Raw genomic sequence first — 19,657 nt, 5'->3', positions numbered from 1 at the left:
CTGTCAATCAGTGTTTTAAACCCTTTCTGGTGAGTTAATCAATTGATTAACTTTACTCACCGAATTACTCACCAGAATCATGCGAAACGGCGTATAAAACAGCTTGTTGGTTTAAAGCAAAAAGCCTGTTTTCGTGCGAAAAACAGGCTTTCAGTCATTTTTGGTATGAAAATCAGCGGAGAGGGAGGGATTCGAACCCTCGATACCCTTTTGGAGTATACACACTTTCCAGGCGTGCTCTTTCGACCACTCAGACACCTCTCCGTGTAATAGTGGATTGCAAAGGTAAAATATTTGCCCTTACTATCAATAAAAAAGCGAAGCCCGTTTTGGCAGGCCCCGCTTTCACAAAAACTTAACTCTACTTATAAAATTGCACTCACATAAATATGACTGTTATTATATGTTTTGGTTTAATTTGAGTAAAAAATAGTAGGCTTTAATGCAGATAAATAATTTTAGCTTATGTTTGCTCCGCACTGTCACATGGCGGTGGTTAACATAAAATACTGTTTTGGTTGCAATGCTGAGCATCAACGACATTAAAAAACCTATTGCTGCTGATATTGATGCGTTTGAGGAGAAATTCAGGAACTCGATGAAAAGTTCCGTTCCCCTGCTTGACCGTATCACGCATTATATTGTAAAGCGTAAAGGCAAGCAGATCCGTCCTATGTTCGTGTTCTTTTCGGCCAGCATTTGCGGGGGCATCAATGAGGCAACGCATCGTGGGGCTGCATTGGTTGAGCTTTTGCATACAGCATCGCTTGTGCATGATGATGTGGTTGACAATTCCTACCAGCGCCGCGGCTTTTTCTCAATCAATGCCTTATGGAAAAACAAAATAGCTGTTTTGGTAGGTGATTACCTGCTTTCGAAAGGCTTGCTGCTTTCTATCGATAATAACGACTTTCAATTATTGCGAATTGTATCTGATGCCGTTAAGCAAATGAGTGAGGGCGAACTGATGCAGATTGAAAAGGTACGCCGTATGGATATTGGCGAGCCTGTTTATTACGATGTGATCAGGCAAAAAACGGCATCGCTTATAGCATCATGCTGTGCCTGCGGGGCAGCATCTGCCGGAGCAAGCGATGAGGTGATTGAAAAAATGCGTCTCTTTGGCGAAAAAATTGGTATTGCATTCCAGATCAAGGATGATATGTTTGATTTTGGTACCGACGATGTGGGCAAACCATTAGGCATCGATATCAAAGAGAAAAAAGTTACCCTGCCTCTTATTTACGCTTTGGCCAATTGCAGCAGTTCAGAGAAAAAACGGGTAATTAACCTGGTGAAAAACCACAATGAAGATCCGAAGAAAATTGCCGAAATCATTCGTTTTGTGCAGGAAACCGGTGGTTTGCAATACGCCGAAACCCAGATGAAAAAATATCAGGACGAGGCTTTCGAGATCCTTAATACTTTTCCCGACAGCGATTCGCACCGGGCATTGGAACAACTGGTTAGGTTTACTACCGAGCGTAACAAATAATTCAAACTTATTGCTTTCGATAATCACTGGCTTTTTTAAGATAGGGTACCTATCTTTATCATAACCGGTTTTTATTATTATGACAGCAACAATCCCCACACTGTTTGAATGGGCGGGTGGTATACCTGCTTTTGAACAGCTTTTTAATCAATTTTATGATAAGGTTTTGGCAGACGAGCTGCTGGAACCTGTATTTAAACATATGTCGCCGCAACACCGGATGCATGTGGCGCATTTTGTGGGCGAAGTTTTTGGCGGCCCTAAAACCTATAGCGAAACCGAAGGCAGTCATTATGCCATGATCAATAAACACTTGCAAAAACATTTAACCGAAGCGCACCGCAAACGCTGGATTGAACTATTGCTGCAAACTGCCGACGAACTATCTTTACCCGATGACCCTGAATTTCGTTCGGCATTTATGGCTTACCTGGAGTGGGGCACACGGATAGCGGTATTAAATTCCCAAATAGATAGTACAACAGAGAGCCCGGATACACCTATGCCGGAATGGGGCTGGGGTGTGCCGGGAGGGCCGTACATCCCCTGAAATAGTAACACGAGCATGTAAAATGAAACTGACTTGGGCCAGGCTTATCATATTTACCATTTCTCCGGTGTTTATGTTCGGGTAAACTTATTAACTTCGTAAATGCAGTCCTTACAATCCCTCTTTCCAAAAATAGGTTTCTTTTCTATCCTTGATGTATTGCTGGTGGCATTGATCATTTACCAGTTATATAACCTCATCAGGGGTACCATAGCGGCTAATATCTTTATAGGTTTCGCGGTGATCTTTGCCCTTAATTTTGTGGTGAAGGCATTGGATATGAAATTGCTTACCATTATACTGGGCAAGTTTGTTGATGTAGGGATCATTGCCATTATTGTGGTTTTTCAGCAGGAAGTGAGACGGTTTTTATTGCTGGTGGGTAAAAATGCATCGTTGCAGCGCAATAAGGCCTGGTGGCAATATTTCTTCGGAAAAACGGAAGTAGAAAAAAATAACTATGCCCGTATCAAGCCTATAATTGATGCCTGCAAAAGCCTGAAACAAACCCGAACCGGGGCACTTATCGTTTTCGCCAAGTATTACGATGAACAGTTTTACCAAAACAGCTGTGAGGTTGTGGAGGCTAAAATTTCAAAGCGCTTGTTGGAAAGTATTTTTCAAAAAACAAGTCCGCTGCATGATGGGGCAGTGGTGATCTCAGAAAATAAAATTAAATCGGCCAGCTGTATTTTGCCACTTACCGAAAAAACAGACTTGCCTGCACAGTTCGGCCTGCGCCACAGGGCAGGTATTGGTGTAACAGAAGCTAACGAAGCTACGGCTATCATTGTATCCGAAGAAACCGGCGAGATCTCTTATGCCAAACAGGGCAGGGTTAAAATGAATATCAGCTTTGCAGAACTTGAAAAAGTTTTGAATAAGGATTTTTAAATGATAAAATGGAGGTCATGTTGATCCTGTCGAAAGGGGCTCTACTTCTTAACCGGCGCAAGTCTTGTGTGTAGAATAGCGCTGGGCTGACTTGTGACGCCGCATTTAATGTATATTTCTAAAAAAATTTACAGTATAAATAGGAAAGCACAAGTCATCTACCTTTATGTCTTTAACACAAAACACTACGGAGTAACCTTATCTTTCTTCACTCCAACAGTATCCGGATTAACTACATCTATTCTTTTAATCAGCATATGATATTTCATCCCCGGTTCGCTTGTTTTAACAATCGGCATGTTGTCGCGTGGATAAGTCTTAACAATCGGCATCCGGCTGTATACGGTTACATTGTCTACAAGCTCCCTCGTATTCAGCAATGTGCTGTTATTTAAAAGTCCGTTTTGCGGAAGCACCGGGATTAGCTTTGACAGATTACTATCCGCCGTTAATGGTTTCAGTTTAAAAAGCTTATCGACAGAATTATTATTGGCTTGCTTATTGAGATTTTGCGCTTTTAGCTGGCCTGCGCAGGCTATCAGCATAACAAAAAATAAGATTTTTTTCATGGCGATAATATTTTATGCTAATATACTTATCCTTAAATAATATTTAAATGTTAAATAATGTTATTTATTGTTAAATGCTTTTTAATTGAACCCAAATACCAAAGCCGTAAACTGATAGATTTTATTATTTTTGTTGAAAATTTAAAAAACCGATGAGCGAACTCATTAAAAAACAAGTAAACGATGCAAAGGCTAATATGGAAAAGGCCATTGAGCATGCGGACAGCGAATTAAATAAAATACGCGCAGGTAAAGCAAGTCCATCATTATTAGATGATGTTAAGGTTGACTATTATGGTACACCTACTCCGCTAAGCCAGATTGGTAGTGTAAACACGCCTGATGCTCGTACTATTGTTGTTCAGCCATGGGAAAAATCATTACTGGGCGCAATTGAAAAAGCCATCAAGGAAGCGAATTTAGGACTTAACCCACAAAACGACGGTATCATTATCCGTATCAATGTACCGCCGCTTACCGAAGAGCGCCGCCGAGACCTGGTTAAAAAAGCTAAAGGCGAAGCCGAAACCGGCAAAGTTGCTATCCGCAACATCCGTAAAGACGCTAACGAAAAGATCAAAAAATTAAAGTCAGAAGGTGCTTCTGAAGACGAAATAAAAACAGGTGAAGCTGAAGTTCAAAAACTTACCGATGCTTACATCGCTAAAGTTGACCAGCTTTCGGAAGCTAAAGAAAAAGATATCATGACGGTTTAATATTAACCTTATGTCAAATTAAAAGGGAATGAGCTACTTAGCCATTCCCTTTTTTTATGTTTGCTGTTGAAACATGAATGTATTAATTTCTTACTTAAAAAAACACCGCTGGATTGTAATATTCGCATTATTCCTGGCGGCAATGAATATAGGCTTTTCGCTGTTGGATCCATGGATAACCGGTCGTATTGTTGACCGCGTTATTGAACAACGTACCTCGCTCCATTACGATGAATACCTTAATAAGGTGCTGATGCTGGTTGGCGCGGCCATTGGTGTTGCCATGGTATCGCGGATAGCTAAAAACTTTCAGGATTATTTTACCAACATTATTACCCAAAAAGTAGGCGCCGAAATGTATGCCGATGGTTTGAAGCACTCACTTGAGCTGCCTTACCAGGTATTTGAAGATCAGCGGAGCGGCGAAACCTTGGGCATATTGCAAAAGGTGCGCCTGGATTGCGAAAAGTTTATCACCTCTTTTATAAGCATCCTTTTTGTATCACTCATCGGGATGGTTTTTGTTATCGTGTATTCGGTAAGTGTAAGTTATAAAGTTACGCTGGTATATTTCGCGGCGATACCTGTCATCACTTTTGTGAGTATGGCCATGAGCCGGAGGATCAAGAAAATCCAGAAGACAATTGTAGCTGAAACAACTGCCCTTGCAGGTTCAACTACCGAATCGCTAAGAAATATCGAGCTGGTAAAAAGTTTGGGTTTGGCCAAACAGGAAATAGCAAGGCTAAATAATACCACCTACAAGATCCTCGACCTGGAACTGAAGAAAGTTAAATATGTGCGCAGCATGAGCTTTGTACAGGGCACTACCGTAAACTTTGTACGCAGTGTAATGGTTGTGGTGCTGCTAATGCTTATCTTCAGGAGCACTATTTCTCCGGGCCAGTATTTTAGCTTTTTGTTTTACTCATTCTTTTTATTTAACCCGTTACAGGAGCTGGGCAACGTGATACTTTCATGGCGCGAGGCCGAGGTTTCTCTTGGCAACTTCAACAGGATCTTGAGCATCCCTATTGATAAAAAGCCCGAAAAGCCTGTATTGCTCGAAAAAGTAAATACCCTAACCTTTAACGATGTTAGTTTTAAGCATTTAACGGCAAACCGCAACGCACTTAATCATATCAGCTTTGAAACCAATTCGGGCGAAACGATTGCATTTGTTGGCCCGTCCGGTTCGGGCAAAACAACGCTGGTGAAATTATTAGTTGGCTTGTATCAGCCATTGGAGGGTGATATTTTATATAATGGTACATTAAGCAAGGAAATTGATCTTGACCAGCTGCGCGAAAAAATAGGTTTTGTAACCCAGGATACGCAGTTGTTTTCGGGTACCATCCGCGAAAACCTGCAATTTGTACGCCCCGGTGCTACCGACGAGGAATGTATGGGTGTACTTCAGCGTGCTGCCTGTCAAACTTTACTGGCCCGTGCTGATAAAGGTTTAAGCACTGTAATTGGCGAAGGCGGCGTAAAAGTATCTGGCGGCGAAAAACAACGCCTATCTATAGCCCGTGCTTTATTGCGCCGGCCGGATATCCTGGTATTTGACGAGGCTACCTCATCGCTTGACTCTATCACAGAGGAGGAGATCACCGAAACCATCCGTAATGTATCCGAAAAGGAAAATCATATCACCATATTGATTGCCCACCGCCTGTCAACCATTATGCATGCCGACAGTATTTACGTACTGGAAAAAGGTCGCATCATTGAAGGTGGCAAACACGCCGACCTGATTGCTCAAAAAGGTTTGTACTACGCCATGTGGAGGCAGCAAATAGGAGAGAAGGATACAGCAGACGCGCTGGATTAATCAAATTTTTTAAAATATGTCATTGCGAGCGTAGCGTGGCAATCTCGTAGCTATACAGATCCGCTTTGTATGGCTACGAGATTGCTTCGTCGCCCAAAAGCACGGTTACCCTCCGCTTCTCGCAATGGTATGAATTTTTTAAGATATCTCTGGCGGTACAAGCGTTACCGTAGTACTTGCCACTTTTGTGTTTGCCATATATTCAAACAGGCTTACCGCGTTTTTTATAGTTGCCTCATGCTCAACCTTGGGAATGGCATTAAGCACTTCCAAAAACTGTTTCCACTTTAAACCAAGCTGATCACCATAAACCTGATAATAATGGTAATTCAAATTATAGGGTAACAATTGATCATTAGTTTTCAGTCGTTTTGCTATGACGTTGCCACCGAGGGTTGCACCTTCCAGCACATACATTGCGCCGAGAACAGCGGCATCGCTGCTTAAGTCAATAAAGGCGGGAGTGGTTTTTGGAGATACCCCTACTGCCGAGTTGATTTCTTCAAAGTCGCGCAGCAATGCAGGCAGCTTTATCCTGCTTTCTATATGCAGTTTTTGACGCAGATGTTCACTAAGCGCTGAAAATAAAAAATCTTCTACAGCGAAGTGGGTAACGTAGTTAACGTTTAATAGGGATAGGTACTGTTCAAATGTAAGCGAACCATCCATAATTTGTCCAACAAACATTTTTTGCTCAAGCTGATCATGCAGATGAGCAGTAGCTTGTTTTATTTTTTCATGAAGCATAGGTATGCGTGTTTTTACGCGGCTAAGATACTGTCAATGCACTTATAAAGTTCGTCGAGTGCAAAGGGTTTTGCCAAATACGATGTAGCATTAAGATTTTCAGCAAGCTGCATAATGTTTTCGTGGCCTGAAAATAATACAAATGGTATAGTTCTGTGGTCATCAACCTCGTGGATCTCTTTAATGATCTCACGGGCCTGCCGCTGACCAATATAGTTATCAAGCAGGATCAAATCGGGGCCGAAGCTTTCAATTTGCGCTACAACTTCGTAACCATCGCGTTTTACTTCAACCTCATATTTATCGCATAATGCAATGCCCATAATGTCGGCTATATCCGCATCATCCTCGATGACTAATATTTTTTTCAGCGTTTTAATTGACATTCAGATTTTTAGTGAACCAAAAGTTATAAAGTGATTCAACGCAGCTTACCAGGTTCAAATAGCCGGCAGGCTTGGTTAAATAGGCATTAGCGCCAAATTCAAGCGATGCTTTAACGTCTTTAGGATTATCCGAGGTTGAAAAGAATACCACAGGAGTATATTTCAAAAAGGGAATTTCGCGGATGCGTTTTACCAGGTCGAGGCCCGAAAGCCCAGGTAAATTTAGGTCGAGCAATATCAGCTTCGGTTTTACCCTGGCTTCGGTAAGCTGCTTTAATTGCTCAAGCGCATCTTTCCCATTATCAATGATCTTTACGGTAAGTCCGTCTTTCACTTCCTGAACGGCATGCTGCATTATGAATGCAAAATCCTCGTCATCTTCAACATAAAATATATCGGGCGAACTCACAATTAACTAATTTTAAAAGATATATAAAAAACTGTGCCAAATCCTAACTTGCTCTCAAACCAAATACGTGCCTTGTGTTTTTCAACAATACGCTTTACTATGGCAAGGCCAACACCGGTGCCTTCAAATTCAAGTGCGTTATCCATGCGTTTAAATAATTCAAACACACGGTTATAGTAATTAACATCAATACCAACACCGTTGTCAGATACCGAATAAACGATCTCGTTAGTCCTGACCACGCCTTCAACTTTTACTTTTGATGGCGTTGACTTTGACGAGTATTTAACAGCGTTATTGATCAGGTTGGTAAAAACCTGGGTTATCATTACACTATCGCCTTCAATTGAGGGTGTTTCGCCCATGGTAAATTCAATGTTTTCGGGGTTTAGGGCTGATAATACTTCCCTTTTAATCTCATTTAACAAGATCCCCATATCAATTGGTGCTGCTTCTATTTCAGTCCGGCCCACGCGCGAGTAGTGGAGGATCTCCTTAATCAGCATGTGCATTTTATCGGTACCCTTGATGATCCTGTCGAGCATTTTTTTTGCCGGGTCATCTAAGCTTTTATTGCTTGCTAATAACAACTCCGAATAGTTCTTAATAGAAGACAGCGGGGTACGCAGATCATGCGATATCGTGTAGCTGAAAGTGTCCAGCTCGTCATAAGCTAATTGCAGGCGTTCGTTCAGGATCCTGATCTCGTTGGCTTTGCGGTTTATGGCGTAAATAATATCTTCCCGTACTTTTAAAACCGCGGTGATCTCATCATGCTTCCACTTTTCTGAGGTGTTTTTAACAATTTCTGTCCAGCTGTCGAATGATTTTCTTGGCGATAGCTGTAACAGGCCGTCGGCAGTTTCTTCAACAGGTTTTTCGGGATTGCCTGCCCAGGTAATGGATTTTATTTGCTCGGGTTTAAACCAGATGATCATCTCACCAAGCTCACGCGACAAGCTGCAGGACAAAATGCCGCTGGCAACATCACTGTAATCTTTTGCCGCCGGAAATATTTCAGGGAAGCGATAAGTATTGTAAACAGTATCAACCATGTTTACCTTAAGCCATTCAACAATATCGGTAATTTGAGCTTCGGTTGGCGTTTGACCTATGGTGTTTATTTCACCGTCGTACACCAGGGCCACTCCGGTAGCTGTGGTAACATCCTTAATTGTAACTTTATTGCGGGTTAATGCAAAGGTGAAATCGGTGTCTTTTTTAATATAATCGGCAATGGTGTTAGCTGCGTCGCCCAGTTCATGAAGCTTTGCCGAGTCTTCTTCGTCCTGCCGGTATTCTAATGCAGACGACAGGATCTGGCCGATCAGTTTAGATGCATCGCGCGATTTATAATCAATAAACCTTGGCGAATAGTTATGGCAGGCAATGAGGCCCCAAAGTTCCCCATGGGCGATGAGCGAAATACTAAAGCTCGACTCGACGCCCATATTTTTTAAATACTGGATGTGAATGGGTGACACGGCCCGCAATACCGAATGAGTTAGGTCAAGTGGTGCTGCTCCTTCCTCAAAAGTAATAATGGCCGAACTTTCTGAATTTACATCGGCTATTATCCGGGTAAGGTTGATTTTATAAAGCTCACGGGCTTGTTTTGGGATATCTGATGCCGGGTAATGTAAGCCCAAAAATGGCTCCAGATCGTCGTTCCTGACCTCGGCGGTTACCTCGCCATGGCCGTCTTCATTGAATTTATAGATCATCACCCTATCGTAATTGATGATCTTCTTTATTTCAAACGCCGCGTTTTGCAACAGAATGGATAAATTTTTACCACTCAATATCTCAGCTACCGAACGGCCGATAGTTTTTTGAATATCATAGCCCAGGTCTGATTCGGTTGGCTCAAATTCCAGCACCAGATCATTGGTTGAATGGCTGATAATGAGATTGTAATTACCCCCATTTACATCAATAGCCAGCGGATTGATGGTGTCAGAACTTTTTGAACCCTTTGCAAGGTTTAACAATTGCTGCAATGATGTGGTATCATTCGCTATGGCTAACTGCTCTTCAAACTCGGTAATATTTTTGCCTAATAGCCCTGTTGCATTAACACCGGTGTAGCTTTCGATATTTTGGCTGATGTAGGAGATATTGTACGTTTTGCTGTTTACAGCGATCAAAAAACCGTGCGATTGGATCTTTCCGGGAATGTGGATGGGTTCTCTGTCGCAATTGGTCAGGTCTACCTGGTAACTCATAGTGTGTTTTATAGGATGAATGACCGTGTAAAATACAAAAAATACACTTCTATGAAATATATTTTTTAAATAGGTAAGTTGTAAAGGGCGGGGTATTAAAAAAAGCGTCATTGCGAGGGACGAAGCAATCCCCGACTTGCAGAGTAGCTATGCAAGCGCCCCTGTACAGTTCGCGATTCAGCTTGTGGTCGGTGTTTTCACCGCACCATATGATTTAGTGGTCGATTGTTCAATCTGGTTAATGCGAATATCGGAAGTTTGCCGCCGGGCTGTAAGGCAAAAGTGGTGCGGTGAAAACACCGACCACAGGCTAAAGAGAGTAGGTTTTAAAAAAGTGCCATTCAGCTTATGGTCGGTGTTTTCACCGCACCATATGATTTAGTGGTCGATTGTTCAATCTAATGACTGCGAATATCGGAAGTTTACCGCCGGGTTGTAAGGCAAAAGTGGTGCGGTGAAAACACCGACCACAGGCTAAATGTATTTTTTAAATAGGTAAGTTGTAAGAGAGTAGGTATTAAAAAAGCGTCATTGCGAGGAACGAAGCAATCCCCGACTTGGAGAGTAGCTATGCAAGCGCCTCTGTACAGTTCGCGATTGCTTCGTTCCTCGCAATGACGAGTGCGGGGATAAAGCTGCTTTAGCTTAAATATTCTTATTCTCGATCATCCTGAAAAATTCGTCGCGGTAGGTATCACCTACTGGAATGATCTTGTCGCCTATCTGGATGCGGCTTCGTTCAATACTATCTATTTTATTGAGGGCTACGATGTATGATTTGTGTACCCGTACAAAATGTTTTTCGGGCAGGGCATCCTCCATTTTTTTCATGCCTTGTAAGGTAATGATCCGCTCGGCCGAGGTGAAGATGCTGATGTAGTCCTTCAAACCCTCAATAAACATGATATCATGAAGGTAAACCTTTTGGATTTTATGCTCGGTTTTTACAAATATAAAATCGGTCGAAAAATCGTCCTGTTGCACCGGTTCGGCCTGTACAACCACTTGCTGCGGTTTGGCTACCACCGGCTGGATAATACCCTGAGCTTTTTGTACAGATTTAAAAAAGCGGTCAAATGCTATAGGCTTCAGCAGGTAATCAACCACATCAAGCTCATAACCCTCAAGGGCGTACTGCGGATAGGCTGTGGTTAAAATAACTTTGGCTTTGCCGTTGGCTATTTTTAGAAACTGGATACCGGTAAGCTCAGGCATTTGCACATCTAAAAAAACCAGGTCTACTTCGGCAGCCTGAACCATGGTAAGCGCCTCGATAGGGTTGGTTGTGGCTTTAACCAATTGCAAAAAAGGCATCTTGGATATATAATCTTCCAAAATATGCAGCGCCAAAGGCTCATCGTCAACTACCAAACATCTGATCATAGCGTAAAAATAATGTAATAATGGTTATTCTAAATTTTTTAATGTGCCGTTTTGTTATAACGGCGTTAATTCAACTGATTTATACCAGATCTCGGCCCCTTCCGACTGCAGAAGGATCCGGCCATGCGATAGCGAGGCCACTCCCCAGTTCACCAGGTGCCCGTTAACATAGTGCTCAATCTGGTTACCGTTGCAAATAATTTCAATGGTGTTCCATTCGCCGCGTGGGTTTTCAAAATTCGCGGTGCGGTAAACGCGCTGCTGGTCCCACTCAATGGCCGATTTATTGGGGGTAACAACGCTGGTATGCTGTACACACCAGATATCGCCGCAATCACCTTCCTGAATCTGGCATTCTATTGATCGGGGCCACACAATGTCTTTGTCTCCCTCGCCAAAATGGTATAAAATACCCGCATCGCGTGCACCTTTTTCGCGCGGGTGGTATTGCTTGGTTCCCCATTTAAAAACCACTTTAAGGTAATAATTATCGTATGATTTTTGAGTGGCCAGGTAACCAAAGTATTTGCCCATAACGTGCACCATGCCGTTTTCAATAGCAAAGTTATTATGCACATCATTATCCTTACCCAAAGTATCCAGGTAAGTATACCAGCCTTTTTTATCCTTGCCGTTCAACAGTTTTTGAACACCAAGCTCCCTGATCCAGATATTGCGGAATGATACCGGAAACTCATGCTCCTGTAGTAACAGCGGTAGCGCGAAGGGATGTTTTTGATATTTAGGCTGACCAACGTGGGCTACTGTACCTTTTATAGCTACATGGTTTTGAACCAGTACGCCATTATGCAATACCGTAATATAAGCAGGTGTTTTAACCGAGCTGTCAATATTAAAGCGTGGGGCTGTATAAATAATATCATACTTTTGCCACTCGCCTGGTTTAAGCGATGCGTTTACTTGTGGTACGTATTGTTTGTAAATAGAACCGGCCTGCCCGTTTGAGTAAGTGCGGTTTTTATAGCTATCAAGGATTTGTAATTCATAGTGGCTTTGCATAATGACGCCGCTGTTGCCGCGTTCCTGGCCTTCGCCCTTAACAATGGCCGGGGTACGCCATTCAATATGCAGCTGGCAATCGGCAAAGTTTTGTTTGGTGATGATAGAGCCACTGCCCGGTTTTACGGTTACAATGCCATCCTTTACTGTCCAGCCCGGTTTATTACCTTTCTGATCTGTCCATTTATCCAGGTTTTTGCCATCAAACAAGATAATAGCGTCAGACGGGGCTTTATTGCCTGCACCGGGTAAAACCAATGCCGGTTCAGGATCCCAAACTTCGGTTGCTTTTGGGTCGGTTTGTGCAGATGCCTTGATGGCCAGTGCTGCTAAAAACAGGGCGGGGAGCAATTTTTTCAGATAGGTCATGGTTATAATGGGTTATAACTATAAATCTATTGATAATTCGCAGGTATAGGTATATTCTTCGTCCCTAATTTTTAAAGAATATCTGTTGGGGTAAAGCAAGTCGAGCCGTCGCTGTACGTTTATCAATCCAATGCCTCCAACGGCATCGCGGTTGTTATTATGTTTTTTGTTTTGGATGTAGAAATGCAGTTTACCGCCGGCCACATTGATAAGTAGTTTTATAGGCGAGTTGATGTCATTGGCAACGCCATGTTTAAAAGCGTTTTCAATAAAAGCAATCAATAGCAATGGCTCTATTTTTTGATCAGTGATATTGCCATCTACTTTAAAATCAATAAATGCTTTACTGCCGAAACGGATTTTTTGCAGGTCGATATAGTTTTGCAGGTACTGGAGCTCCTTATCAAGGTCCACTTTATTATCATTACATTCATACAGCATGTAACGCATAATTTCCGAAAGCTTTAAAATAGCTTCGGGCGTAGTTTCCGAACGCTGATAGGCCAGGGAATAAATACTGTTTAATGAATTAAACAAAAAATGCGGGTTGATCTGCGATTTCAGAAAAGCCAGTTCGGCAATAAGGCGCTGGTTTTCCAGATCGCGCTGGATCCGTTCATTCAGAAACCAATCTACCGAAAATTTAAAAACCGTACTCAAAAAAACAAAGATCAGGCTCATGAAAAATGTCCTGAAAAAATAGGTGGTAAAACTTATCACTTCTTTTTTCATGCCTCTCAATACGATATCCTCAAACAATAAGCCTACAGCGTATTTGATGATGCCATATGCTATAATAGTGAGTATGATAATTATAAAGTATATGGCATACTTTTTTTTATTCAAAAATTGCGGGATATAGAGGAGGTAGTTTAAATAAAACAAGCTTATGTTAATGGCCGGGTATAACACCAATACTATTGCCAATTGCTTATTGCTTATATGAGCGTCATTCAGTCGTGCGAGGAAAATTAAAAATGAGATAATTCCCATCCAAACAAACATATGCCAGAATATTTGCCATGCAATTTTTAATGTTCGCGACCGCGTTTGTAATGGTAAGGAAGCTTCCATTCGCTATTTGTAATACCTTTTATGTTGTAGGGTATGGCATCTAATTTAGTATTTTGATAACCATATGTGGGTTACATTTATATGTAACCGCCCTTTTTTTCGATGAACTGGCTTTTATTATCGATGAACCGGTTAAAAGGTGTAGGAAACCGTTCATCTATAAACAAAGTGTGTTGGTCTAAATGATTTTAGCAGGTTAATTTTTTGATATTCCTTTGTTGTATAAAATCACCACTCACAATGAAAACGCTTATCAAAAATTCAAATCCTTTTATCATGTTATTGATCCCGGTAATGTTTGCCCTTATTTTAGGTGTAAGCTACCAGTTCGAGCAAAAAAAGGAAACAGCAATAATTGGCCGCACAGCAGTACATGCTACATCATTGTTTCATAAAGGTTTTGTAATGGTTAAAGCCGTTTGCTCAGTTGCAAAAAACAATAACATATGGTAATTAGTACCGAAGGCCTTTCCTTCACCTTTGGTAAGCAGCAGGTTGTTAAATCACTGGCGCTGCAAGTTCCTGAAGGAAGTATATATGGTTTTCTTGGCCCCAACGGTGCCGGGAAAACCACTACCATCAAGCTACTCCTCAACCTGCTTAAGCCCGATGCGGGTAACATCAATATTTTTGAGCAGGATATCAAAACAAACCGCATCAGCATACTTTCACAAATAGGGGCGCTTATTGAGCAGCCTGCTTTATACCAGCATTTAACCGGGAGGGAAAATTTATTAAACAGGGCCTTATTGTTACAGGTGCCTGCAAAACGTGTTGAAGATATGCTCAACCTTGTACAGCTAAGCAACGCTGCCAATAAAAAGGCCGGGCAATATTCATTAGGGATGAAGCAGCGTCTTGGTATTGCGCTGGCCCTGCTGGCCGATCCCAAATTGTTGATTTTAGATGAGCCCACCAACGGCCTCGATCCAAACGGCATTATCGAGATACGCGAGCTATTAAAAAAACTGGTTATACAACACGGAAAAACTGTTTTTATATCAAGCCACCTGTTGGCCGAAATAGAAAGAATGGCAACCCATGTTGGCATCATTAATAATGGCGAAATGCTTTTTCAGGGCAGTATAGCCGATTTGCAGGCTATCAGCAAGCCGCTTGTACGCGTTGAAGCAGAAAATACTGTTGATGCCGCTAACCTGTTAACCCGTAGCCATATTAATGTTACCGAAGTAACCGACGATCATTTACTGATACCCTACATCTCCAAACAACAAATGGGCGAGATCAACGCCCTGCTTAATAAAAATGGTCAAACTGTGTACAGCATTGGCAAGCAGCAAAAAGACCTCGAGAAACTATTTTTAGATATCACTCAAAGCGCCTAAGCCATGAAAGGATTTATATTGTCATTCCGTTCGGAATTTTACAAAAGCCGTAAAACACTTGGCTTTTGGGCTTCCGTTATGCTTCCTTTGCTGATAGGTGTTTTGCTGTTTATTGGTTTTTATACAAAAAGCGAAAGGATGGTATCAATGCCGCCAATGATGCTTTGGCTGCAGTTTGCAGGCGCTATTTTAGGTATTATGGGCTCGCTGGTGTTACCGATGTACATCATCTTTATAGCCTATTCAGTGAATAGTATTGAGCATAGGGCCGACACCTGGAAGACCTTATTTAACCTGCCGATCCCACGATGGTCGGTTTATGCTGCCAAGTTTTTTTACGCAGTTTTTCTCGTGTTTATATGTCTTTCGTTGTTCGTGCTGTTTACCATTGGTTTCGGCAATCTGCTAAGCATAGTAAAGCCCGAATTGCGGTTCGATAATTTCCATATGGAAAAGGAACTGGCACAGATCTATTTCAAATTGTTTTTATCATCGTTAGGCATTCTGTCTATCCAGTTTTTATTGAGCCTGTTTTGGTCCGATTTTTTAAAACCAATGGGAATAGGTTTTATATGTACCATAGCGGGTGTTGTGGCGGCCTCAAAAAGCTGGGAATACAGTTATCTGTTTCCCTATGCTCATCCTATGGTTGCCATAAGCAGCATGTTGCGCAAGGATCAGAATAACCCATCTCAACAGTTACAAATTGATGTTTTTACCAAAGATGTATTTGTAAGCCTTGCTATCGCCCTTGTAGTATTTGTTGCCGGATATTTTATTGTACAACGAAAGAGTGTCAAGTAAATCAGTTATTGCGTTTGTTAAGATCATCAAGAGCCTGTGTTATTTCAAGGTTAATTGAATCAATTGAAGCAGGTTTAACCGATGTGCTGTCCTGCAATTGTTTATACAATAAATTATAGCTGTTGATGCGTAGCAGGCAGTATTTTTTAAGCATGTTATTATGGATTTTATACGGTTCGGGCAGGTCAAGTGAATCGGCAGAGTTGATCACCTTGATGTTTTCATTCCAGTAATATAAGCCCCTGTCTTTCAGTTCTGACATTATAACATCTTTTGCTGTGTTTTTTGGCATCTGCATTACCTCTAAAGCCATTGACTCTTTGATAGCAAAATCTTTCATTTTTTTATCGTACATGGCAAATACATTTGGTATGCGATAATAGGTAACAGCACTGCATATTAATGTGAGAGCGGCTATCGACATTACTGATAGTACCTCCAATCCCTTATTATCAGGCTTGCTGATACTTGGATAGTAAAGATAGCCGATAAGAAATCCGCTTAGTAAGCCGCCGACATGCGCCGCGTTGTCAATCCCTTCTTTTGTTCCGTATACTAAATTGAAAACAACAAAAAAGCCTATGCTTGCCAAAAGTTGCTTGCGTACAGTTTTTTCGATAATATTTGTTGTGAGCATGGAAAGAAACACGCCGTACATACCAAATATAGCTCCGGATGCGCCGGCACTAACTGTAAACCCGTGTATGGCAACACTAACAATACTTGCAACTGACCCCGTTAATAAATACGTAGCTGCAAATTTTAATTTACCAAGTATAGGTTCAAGCAGCAGGCCAATGTACATCAACGCGTACATGTTTAACAGCAGGTGCATGAGGCCAATATGGATAAAAACCCCGGTAATCAGCCGCCACCATTGATGCTCTAAAGTGAGTGGCCCAAAATCGGCACCCCAGTTAATAAGATCACTAACAGATGGTGTTAATATGGATACACCACATACTGCCATGATGATAAAAATGGCGATGTTAACATAAATGATTATTGGTGTGATAAAATATCCGGGCCGCGGAATAAAGAAGCTGAGGAAACCCCGGATTTTTTCTTTTGCCTTTGGTGCGGGAGCGTTTAAAATATCTTCCTCATCTGATTCAAATAGGGGAGCAAGCCCGGTGAGTTTTTCCTCGATAAATTCCGTGCTTAGAGATGTTTTAAGCTTATCATACTTCTCAATAAATGCATCAACGTTTTCTTCATTCAAGTCGGCCCAGTCACTGATTTTTCCGTCAGCATTGCTGCTGCTTACTAAAGTAGTGAACCGATTGATAACAAGCCGAAACTCGTGCACCGGCGAGAAAAGCCCGCCACCCACAATTGCTATTAATCCGTTTTTTCCGGTATAAATTATCTTCCAGTTCAGTTGCCGGGCGGTTTCGAGCGCAATTACCAGAACGTATTTAGGATCGGTCCCGTTTGTGTCAATTTCTTTTTTAAATGAGGGCTTAAAACTAAATGCCATAAAGTTTAGGAGTTTTAATGATAAAGATGATAATTAATCTATTATCCGTCAAAAACAATATTGCACAAAACCAGGCAGAATGATCTGTGCAGCTTATGCTGTTGTTTTTTTATAAAAATAACGGTCCTGTTTCAGAAGTATAAAATAAACTATGCTTAACAATGATATAAAAATCGTCAGCGATTTTAAATAGTTGAGCCAGGTTGTTGCTGGGTTAAAACCTGCTATGTAACCTGCATGCTCGGCATAAAAAATAAAAGCCGTTAAAATGTAGGTGAATAAGCCCCAGATAATGGTTGCAATAACTGACGTACGGACTTTTTTAAACCACATCATTTGCGGCAGCAGCATATAAACAAAGGCCTGGATTGCAAATTCAAACCAATAGGGCCCAAAAATCTTATTGCTTACTGCATACTGCTCATATTCATTTTGGGAATAATATGCAATAAATATTTCTGAGGTAAGGACGATGAGGTAGATTGATCCCGCAAGCAGCAGCAACCAATTTGTAGCGTTAATGAGGGTTTTTATATCAATTGCTTTGATGGATACTTTGCTGAATTTCAGCAATACAAGCAGTGGGATGAAGAATTTTAAACTTAGAAAAATCGTATCAGTAAATGCCAATATAGCGGGCATAAATTAAAAAGGTTTAGCGTTTGCAAACATATTACTGTACTGCTTCAATATTTTAAAGCGGTGTAGTAATACTTATTATTGCAAGTATACTAATATATTGCGATTAATAAACTATCTTACTGGTTTTGGAAATACCGGCAAACTCTCATGTCCTTCCGCATCAACCGACTGCACTGCGAAGAAATAATTATCCTTTGAATAATTGAGCGTTGCAGCAGTATCGGTAACATAAAATTTCTTTTCCCAATATGGGCTGATGGTTTCCCGCATTAATATGTAATAACCTGCGGGCTTTTGGCCCGCGGCCGGAGCATCCCATTTAAGTTTGGTCCGGTTAGTAAGATCGCTGGTAATAACGCCTACATTTTGCGGTTCGGCGGGGGCCGAAGCGAGGTTGGCCAATACCGACAGGTTCATTCGCGCTACCTTTTGCACGTAATTAAAATCAACAAAATCGGGCAGATCGCCGTATTCAATACCTTTTTCGGTGCGGATATTCTGGTGCTGGCGGTTAAAGTTCTCATTCATTTCGGTAACCCTTACAGCCGTAAAGCCCTGCTCTAAAAATGGCAGATGATCGCCGCCACGCAGGTAACGGTCGCGTCTGTAAATAAGCTTCACATCCAGTTGATCAACATAACGTTCGCCAATTTCTTTGGTGTATCGCGCTAACTGTCTCGACGGACTATCGTTTTCGCCCCCTAATGATTTTAGCGCTGCTACCTGTTTATCAGTAGCCGCAGTTGGTACGCCGTCGCTAAAAACCCGTACGCTGCGATTATCTTTCAGGTCGGTTTCCATGCCATAAGTATTTCCTACAATATCGTTATTCAGCATAGCATCCACATTCCAGTTTTCGGCTTTGGCCCGCCTGGCTACATTGGCCGATCCATAAAGGCCTTGTTCTTCGCCAACCACTGTCATGAAAATTATAGTAGCCGGAAATGCTCGTTTGGCCATTACCCTGGCCAGTTCCATAGAAAGTGCAGTGCCCGAGGCGTCATCATTGGCTCCTGGTTCAACCCCATTGGCATCCATCACATCATTAATGCGCGAATCATAATGCCCCGAAACCAGGTACACGCGGCTATCGTTAGGATCGGTACCTTTTAATATAGCCAACACATTTTTTAATTTAATAGGTTTGTCAACACGCTGGCTTTTGGGCTGGGTGAAAGTGTCAAACTGAACAGTCATCCTTCCGTTTGATTCCATGGCATATTTCTCCATTTCGGCCTTGATCCAATTACGTGCCGCACCACTGCCGGTTGTTTTACTGGTGGTATCGCTCAGCGTATGCCTGCTTTTGAAGCTTACCAGCTTGCGGATGGTAGCCTCGATGTTTTTTGCCGATACCTCATCAACCATTTGTTTAATGCCCGCATCCTGTTTTACGATGGTTTGGGCGATGGCGGGTAAGGTTAGGATCAGGAGGATGAACGTAAAGATGTGTTTCATAAAATGATGTCTGAACCCGAATTTATGGAATTAAAGAATTTACAGAATGAAAAGCATTGTAATAATCCCGTGATGGTGTTTTTTTAATATCTCTACAAGTCCTAAGCAATCCTCCCTTTTGAGCCCGTGAATCGATAATTCCCTCCCTCGGGAGGGGCGCGTTGGGGCTGTGTATCGGCAGGGAGGGGTTATACGCCTTGCTATTGATTAGGAATCGCACTTAAACCCCTCCCTACACCCTCCCAAGGGAGGGAAT

19 protein-coding genes and 1 tRNA gene are annotated in these 19,657 nt (G+C 41.8%); 8 read left to right on the top strand and 12 right to left on the bottom strand.

The genetic code is table 11. From position 1 onward, the window contains the following. Positions 1-176: 176 nt before the first annotated feature. Positions 177-264, bottom strand: a tRNA-Ser gene (locus MTO98_RS30135). Positions 265-523: 259 nt separating this feature from the next. On the opposite strand from MTO98_RS30135, the gene MTO98_RS30130 reads away from it, so the two are divergent. The 3 genes from MTO98_RS30130 (at position 524) to cdaA (ending at position 2,939) form a co-directional block, all read left to right on the top strand. After that, positions 524-1,495 carry a polyprenyl synthetase family protein gene (locus MTO98_RS30130; protein WP_243482849.1) on the top strand — a complete coding sequence of 324 codons (972 nt, stop codon included), beginning with the start codon at positions 524-526 and terminating at the stop codon, positions 1,493-1,495. 79 nt (positions 1,496-1,574) lie between these two features. Then, the gene (locus MTO98_RS30125; RefSeq protein ID WP_243482846.1) at positions 1,575-2,045 is read left to right on the top strand and encodes a group II truncated hemoglobin; all 471 of its coding nucleotides are present in this window, start codon (positions 1,575-1,577) and stop codon (positions 2,043-2,045) included. Positions 2,046-2,147: 102 nt separating this feature from the next. Beyond that, positions 2,148-2,939: a diadenylate cyclase CdaA gene (gene cdaA / locus MTO98_RS30120; RefSeq protein WP_243482844.1), complete on the top strand. Its 792-nt coding sequence runs from the start codon at positions 2,148-2,150 to the stop codon at positions 2,937-2,939. A 185-nt stretch (positions 2,940-3,124) separates the two neighbouring features. On the opposite strand, the gene MTO98_RS30115 is transcribed toward cdaA, so the two are convergent. Further along, on the bottom strand, positions 3,125-3,508 hold the full coding sequence (locus MTO98_RS30115) for a hypothetical protein (RefSeq protein ID WP_243482842.1): 384 nt from the start codon (positions 3,506-3,508) through the stop codon (positions 3,125-3,127). 152 nt (positions 3,509-3,660) lie between these two features. On the opposite strand from MTO98_RS30115, the gene frr reads away from it, so the two are divergent. Both frr and MTO98_RS30105 read left to right on the top strand, forming a co-directional pair. Next, positions 3,661-4,224 carry a ribosome recycling factor gene (frr, locus tag MTO98_RS30110; protein WP_243482839.1) on the top strand — a complete coding sequence of 188 codons (564 nt, stop codon included), beginning with the start codon at positions 3,661-3,663 and terminating at the stop codon, positions 4,222-4,224. Positions 4,225-4,297: 73 nt separating this feature from the next. Further along, positions 4,298-6,058 carry an ABC transporter ATP-binding protein gene (locus MTO98_RS30105; protein ID WP_243482837.1) on the top strand — a complete coding sequence of 587 codons (1,761 nt, stop codon included), beginning with the start codon at positions 4,298-4,300 and terminating at the stop codon, positions 6,056-6,058. Positions 6,059-6,196: 138 nt separating this feature from the next. Here the strand turns inward: MTO98_RS30105 and MTO98_RS30100 are convergent, their stop codons facing one another. The 7 genes from MTO98_RS30100 to MTO98_RS30070 form a co-directional block, all read right to left on the bottom strand. Then, complete coding sequence (locus MTO98_RS30100; RefSeq protein ID WP_243482836.1) at positions 6,197-6,805, bottom strand: biliverdin-producing heme oxygenase; 609 nt, start codon at positions 6,803-6,805, stop codon at positions 6,197-6,199. Positions 6,806-6,819: 14 nt separating this feature from the next. Next, complete coding sequence (locus MTO98_RS30095) at positions 6,820-7,191, bottom strand: response regulator (RefSeq protein WP_243482834.1); 372 nt, start codon at positions 7,189-7,191, stop codon at positions 6,820-6,822. Then, complete coding sequence (locus MTO98_RS30090; protein ID WP_243482832.1) at positions 7,181-7,600, bottom strand: response regulator; 420 nt, start codon at positions 7,598-7,600, stop codon at positions 7,181-7,183. Before MTO98_RS30090 ends, MTO98_RS30095 begins: the two co-directional genes overlap by 11 nt. 2 nt (positions 7,601-7,602) lie before the next feature. After that, positions 7,603-9,825, bottom strand: a complete 2,223-nt coding sequence (locus tag MTO98_RS30085; protein WP_243482830.1) for an ATP-binding protein — start codon at positions 9,823-9,825, stop codon at positions 7,603-7,605. A 645-nt stretch (positions 9,826-10,470) separates the two neighbouring features. Beyond that, the gene (locus tag MTO98_RS30080) at positions 10,471-11,208 is read right to left on the bottom strand and encodes a LytTR family DNA-binding domain-containing protein (protein WP_243482828.1); all 738 of its coding nucleotides are present in this window, start codon (positions 11,206-11,208) and stop codon (positions 10,471-10,473) included. Positions 11,209-11,262: 54 nt separating this feature from the next. Beyond that, entirely contained in the window at positions 11,263-12,597 is a 1,335-nt protein-coding gene (locus tag MTO98_RS30075) for a DUF1080 domain-containing protein (protein WP_243482826.1), read from the bottom strand. An 18-nt stretch (positions 12,598-12,615) separates the two neighbouring features. Next, positions 12,616-13,524, bottom strand: coding sequence for a sensor histidine kinase (locus MTO98_RS30070; protein ID WP_243482824.1), 909 nt, complete (start codon positions 13,522-13,524; stop codon positions 12,616-12,618). A gap of 387 nt (positions 13,525-13,911) precedes the next feature. Between MTO98_RS30070 and MTO98_RS30065 the strand changes: the two genes are divergently transcribed. The 3 genes from MTO98_RS30065 to MTO98_RS30055 are packed head-to-tail and all read left to right on the top strand — an operon-like array spanning position 13,912 to position 15,821. Continuing rightward, on the top strand, positions 13,912-14,124 hold the full coding sequence (locus MTO98_RS30065; protein WP_243482822.1) for a hypothetical protein: 213 nt from the start codon (positions 13,912-13,914) through the stop codon (positions 14,122-14,124). Beyond that, positions 14,118-15,017: an ABC transporter ATP-binding protein gene (locus tag MTO98_RS30060; RefSeq protein ID WP_243482820.1), complete on the top strand. Its 900-nt coding sequence runs from the start codon at positions 14,118-14,120 to the stop codon at positions 15,015-15,017. Before MTO98_RS30065 ends, MTO98_RS30060 begins: the two co-directional genes overlap by 7 nt. A 3-nt stretch (positions 15,018-15,020) precedes the next feature. Next, entirely contained in the window at positions 15,021-15,821 is an 801-nt protein-coding gene (locus MTO98_RS30055; protein ID WP_243482818.1) for an ABC transporter permease, read from the top strand. Between the two features lies 1 nt (position 15,822). Here MTO98_RS30055 and MTO98_RS30050 read toward each other — a convergent pair whose 3' ends face one another. The 3 genes from MTO98_RS30050 to MTO98_RS30040 all read right to left on the bottom strand — a co-directional run bounded on the left by MTO98_RS30050 (position 15,823) and on the right by MTO98_RS30040 (position 19,401). Then, on the bottom strand, positions 15,823-17,301 hold the full coding sequence (locus MTO98_RS30050) for a rhomboid family intramembrane serine protease (protein ID WP_243482817.1): 1,479 nt from the start codon (positions 17,299-17,301) through the stop codon (positions 15,823-15,825). Positions 17,302-17,394: 93 nt separating this feature from the next. Further along, positions 17,395-17,943, bottom strand: a complete 549-nt coding sequence (locus tag MTO98_RS30045; RefSeq protein WP_243482815.1) for a hypothetical protein — start codon at positions 17,941-17,943, stop codon at positions 17,395-17,397. Positions 17,944-18,054: 111 nt separating this feature from the next. Beyond that, complete coding sequence (locus MTO98_RS30040; protein WP_243482813.1) at positions 18,055-19,401, bottom strand: M28 family peptidase; 1,347 nt, start codon at positions 19,399-19,401, stop codon at positions 18,055-18,057. Positions 19,402-19,657 lie beyond the last annotated feature (256 nt).

Source organism: Mucilaginibacter sp. SMC90, from assembly GCF_022811725.1.
GTDB lineage: Bacteria > Bacteroidota > Bacteroidia > Sphingobacteriales > Sphingobacteriaceae > Mucilaginibacter.
This window is presented reverse-complemented; position numbering and strand designations above follow the sequence as displayed.

Excerpts from the sequence above, each read along its gene's own strand:
- MTO98_RS30130 (WP_243482849.1), top strand. The coding sequence starts at position 524 with ATGCTGAGCATCAACGACATTAAAAAACCTATTGCTGCTGATATTGAT.
- MTO98_RS30080 (WP_243482828.1), bottom strand. The coding sequence starts at position 11,208 with ATGATCAGATGTTTGGTAGTTGACGATGAGCCTTTGGCGCTGCATATT.
- MTO98_RS30125 (WP_243482846.1), top strand. The coding sequence starts at position 1,575 with ATGACAGCAACAATCCCCACACTGTTTGAATGGGCGGGTGGTATACCT.
- MTO98_RS30085 (WP_243482830.1), bottom strand. The coding sequence starts at position 9,825 with ATGAGTTACCAGGTAGACCTGACCAATTGCGACAGAGAACCCATCCAC.
- MTO98_RS30075 (WP_243482826.1), bottom strand. The coding sequence starts at position 12,597 with ATGACCTATCTGAAAAAATTGCTCCCCGCCCTGTTTTTAGCAGCACTG.
- MTO98_RS30095 (WP_243482834.1), bottom strand. The coding sequence starts at position 7,191 with ATGTCAATTAAAACGCTGAAAAAAATATTAGTCATCGAGGATGATGCG.
- MTO98_RS30115 (WP_243482842.1), bottom strand. The coding sequence starts at position 3,508 with ATGAAAAAAATCTTATTTTTTGTTATGCTGATAGCCTGCGCAGGCCAG.
- MTO98_RS30060 (WP_243482820.1), top strand. The coding sequence starts at position 14,118 with ATGGTAATTAGTACCGAAGGCCTTTCCTTCACCTTTGGTAAGCAGCAG.
- frr (WP_243482839.1), top strand. The coding sequence starts at position 3,661 with ATGAGCGAACTCATTAAAAAACAAGTAAACGATGCAAAGGCTAATATG.
- MTO98_RS30045 (WP_243482815.1), bottom strand. The coding sequence starts at position 17,943 with ATGCCCGCTATATTGGCATTTACTGATACGATTTTTCTAAGTTTAAAA.
- MTO98_RS30105 (WP_243482837.1), top strand. The coding sequence starts at position 4,298 with ATGAATGTATTAATTTCTTACTTAAAAAAACACCGCTGGATTGTAATA.
- MTO98_RS30065 (WP_243482822.1), top strand. The coding sequence starts at position 13,912 with ATGAAAACGCTTATCAAAAATTCAAATCCTTTTATCATGTTATTGATC.
- MTO98_RS30050 (WP_243482817.1), bottom strand. The coding sequence starts at position 17,301 with ATGGCATTTAGTTTTAAGCCCTCATTTAAAAAAGAAATTGACACAAAC.
- MTO98_RS30055 (WP_243482818.1), top strand. The coding sequence starts at position 15,021 with ATGAAAGGATTTATATTGTCATTCCGTTCGGAATTTTACAAAAGCCGT.
- MTO98_RS30100 (WP_243482836.1), bottom strand. The coding sequence starts at position 6,805 with ATGCTTCATGAAAAAATAAAACAAGCTACTGCTCATCTGCATGATCAG.
- MTO98_RS30040 (WP_243482813.1), bottom strand. The coding sequence starts at position 19,401 with ATGAAACACATCTTTACGTTCATCCTCCTGATCCTAACCTTACCCGCC.
- cdaA (WP_243482844.1), top strand. The coding sequence starts at position 2,148 with ATGCAGTCCTTACAATCCCTCTTTCCAAAAATAGGTTTCTTTTCTATC.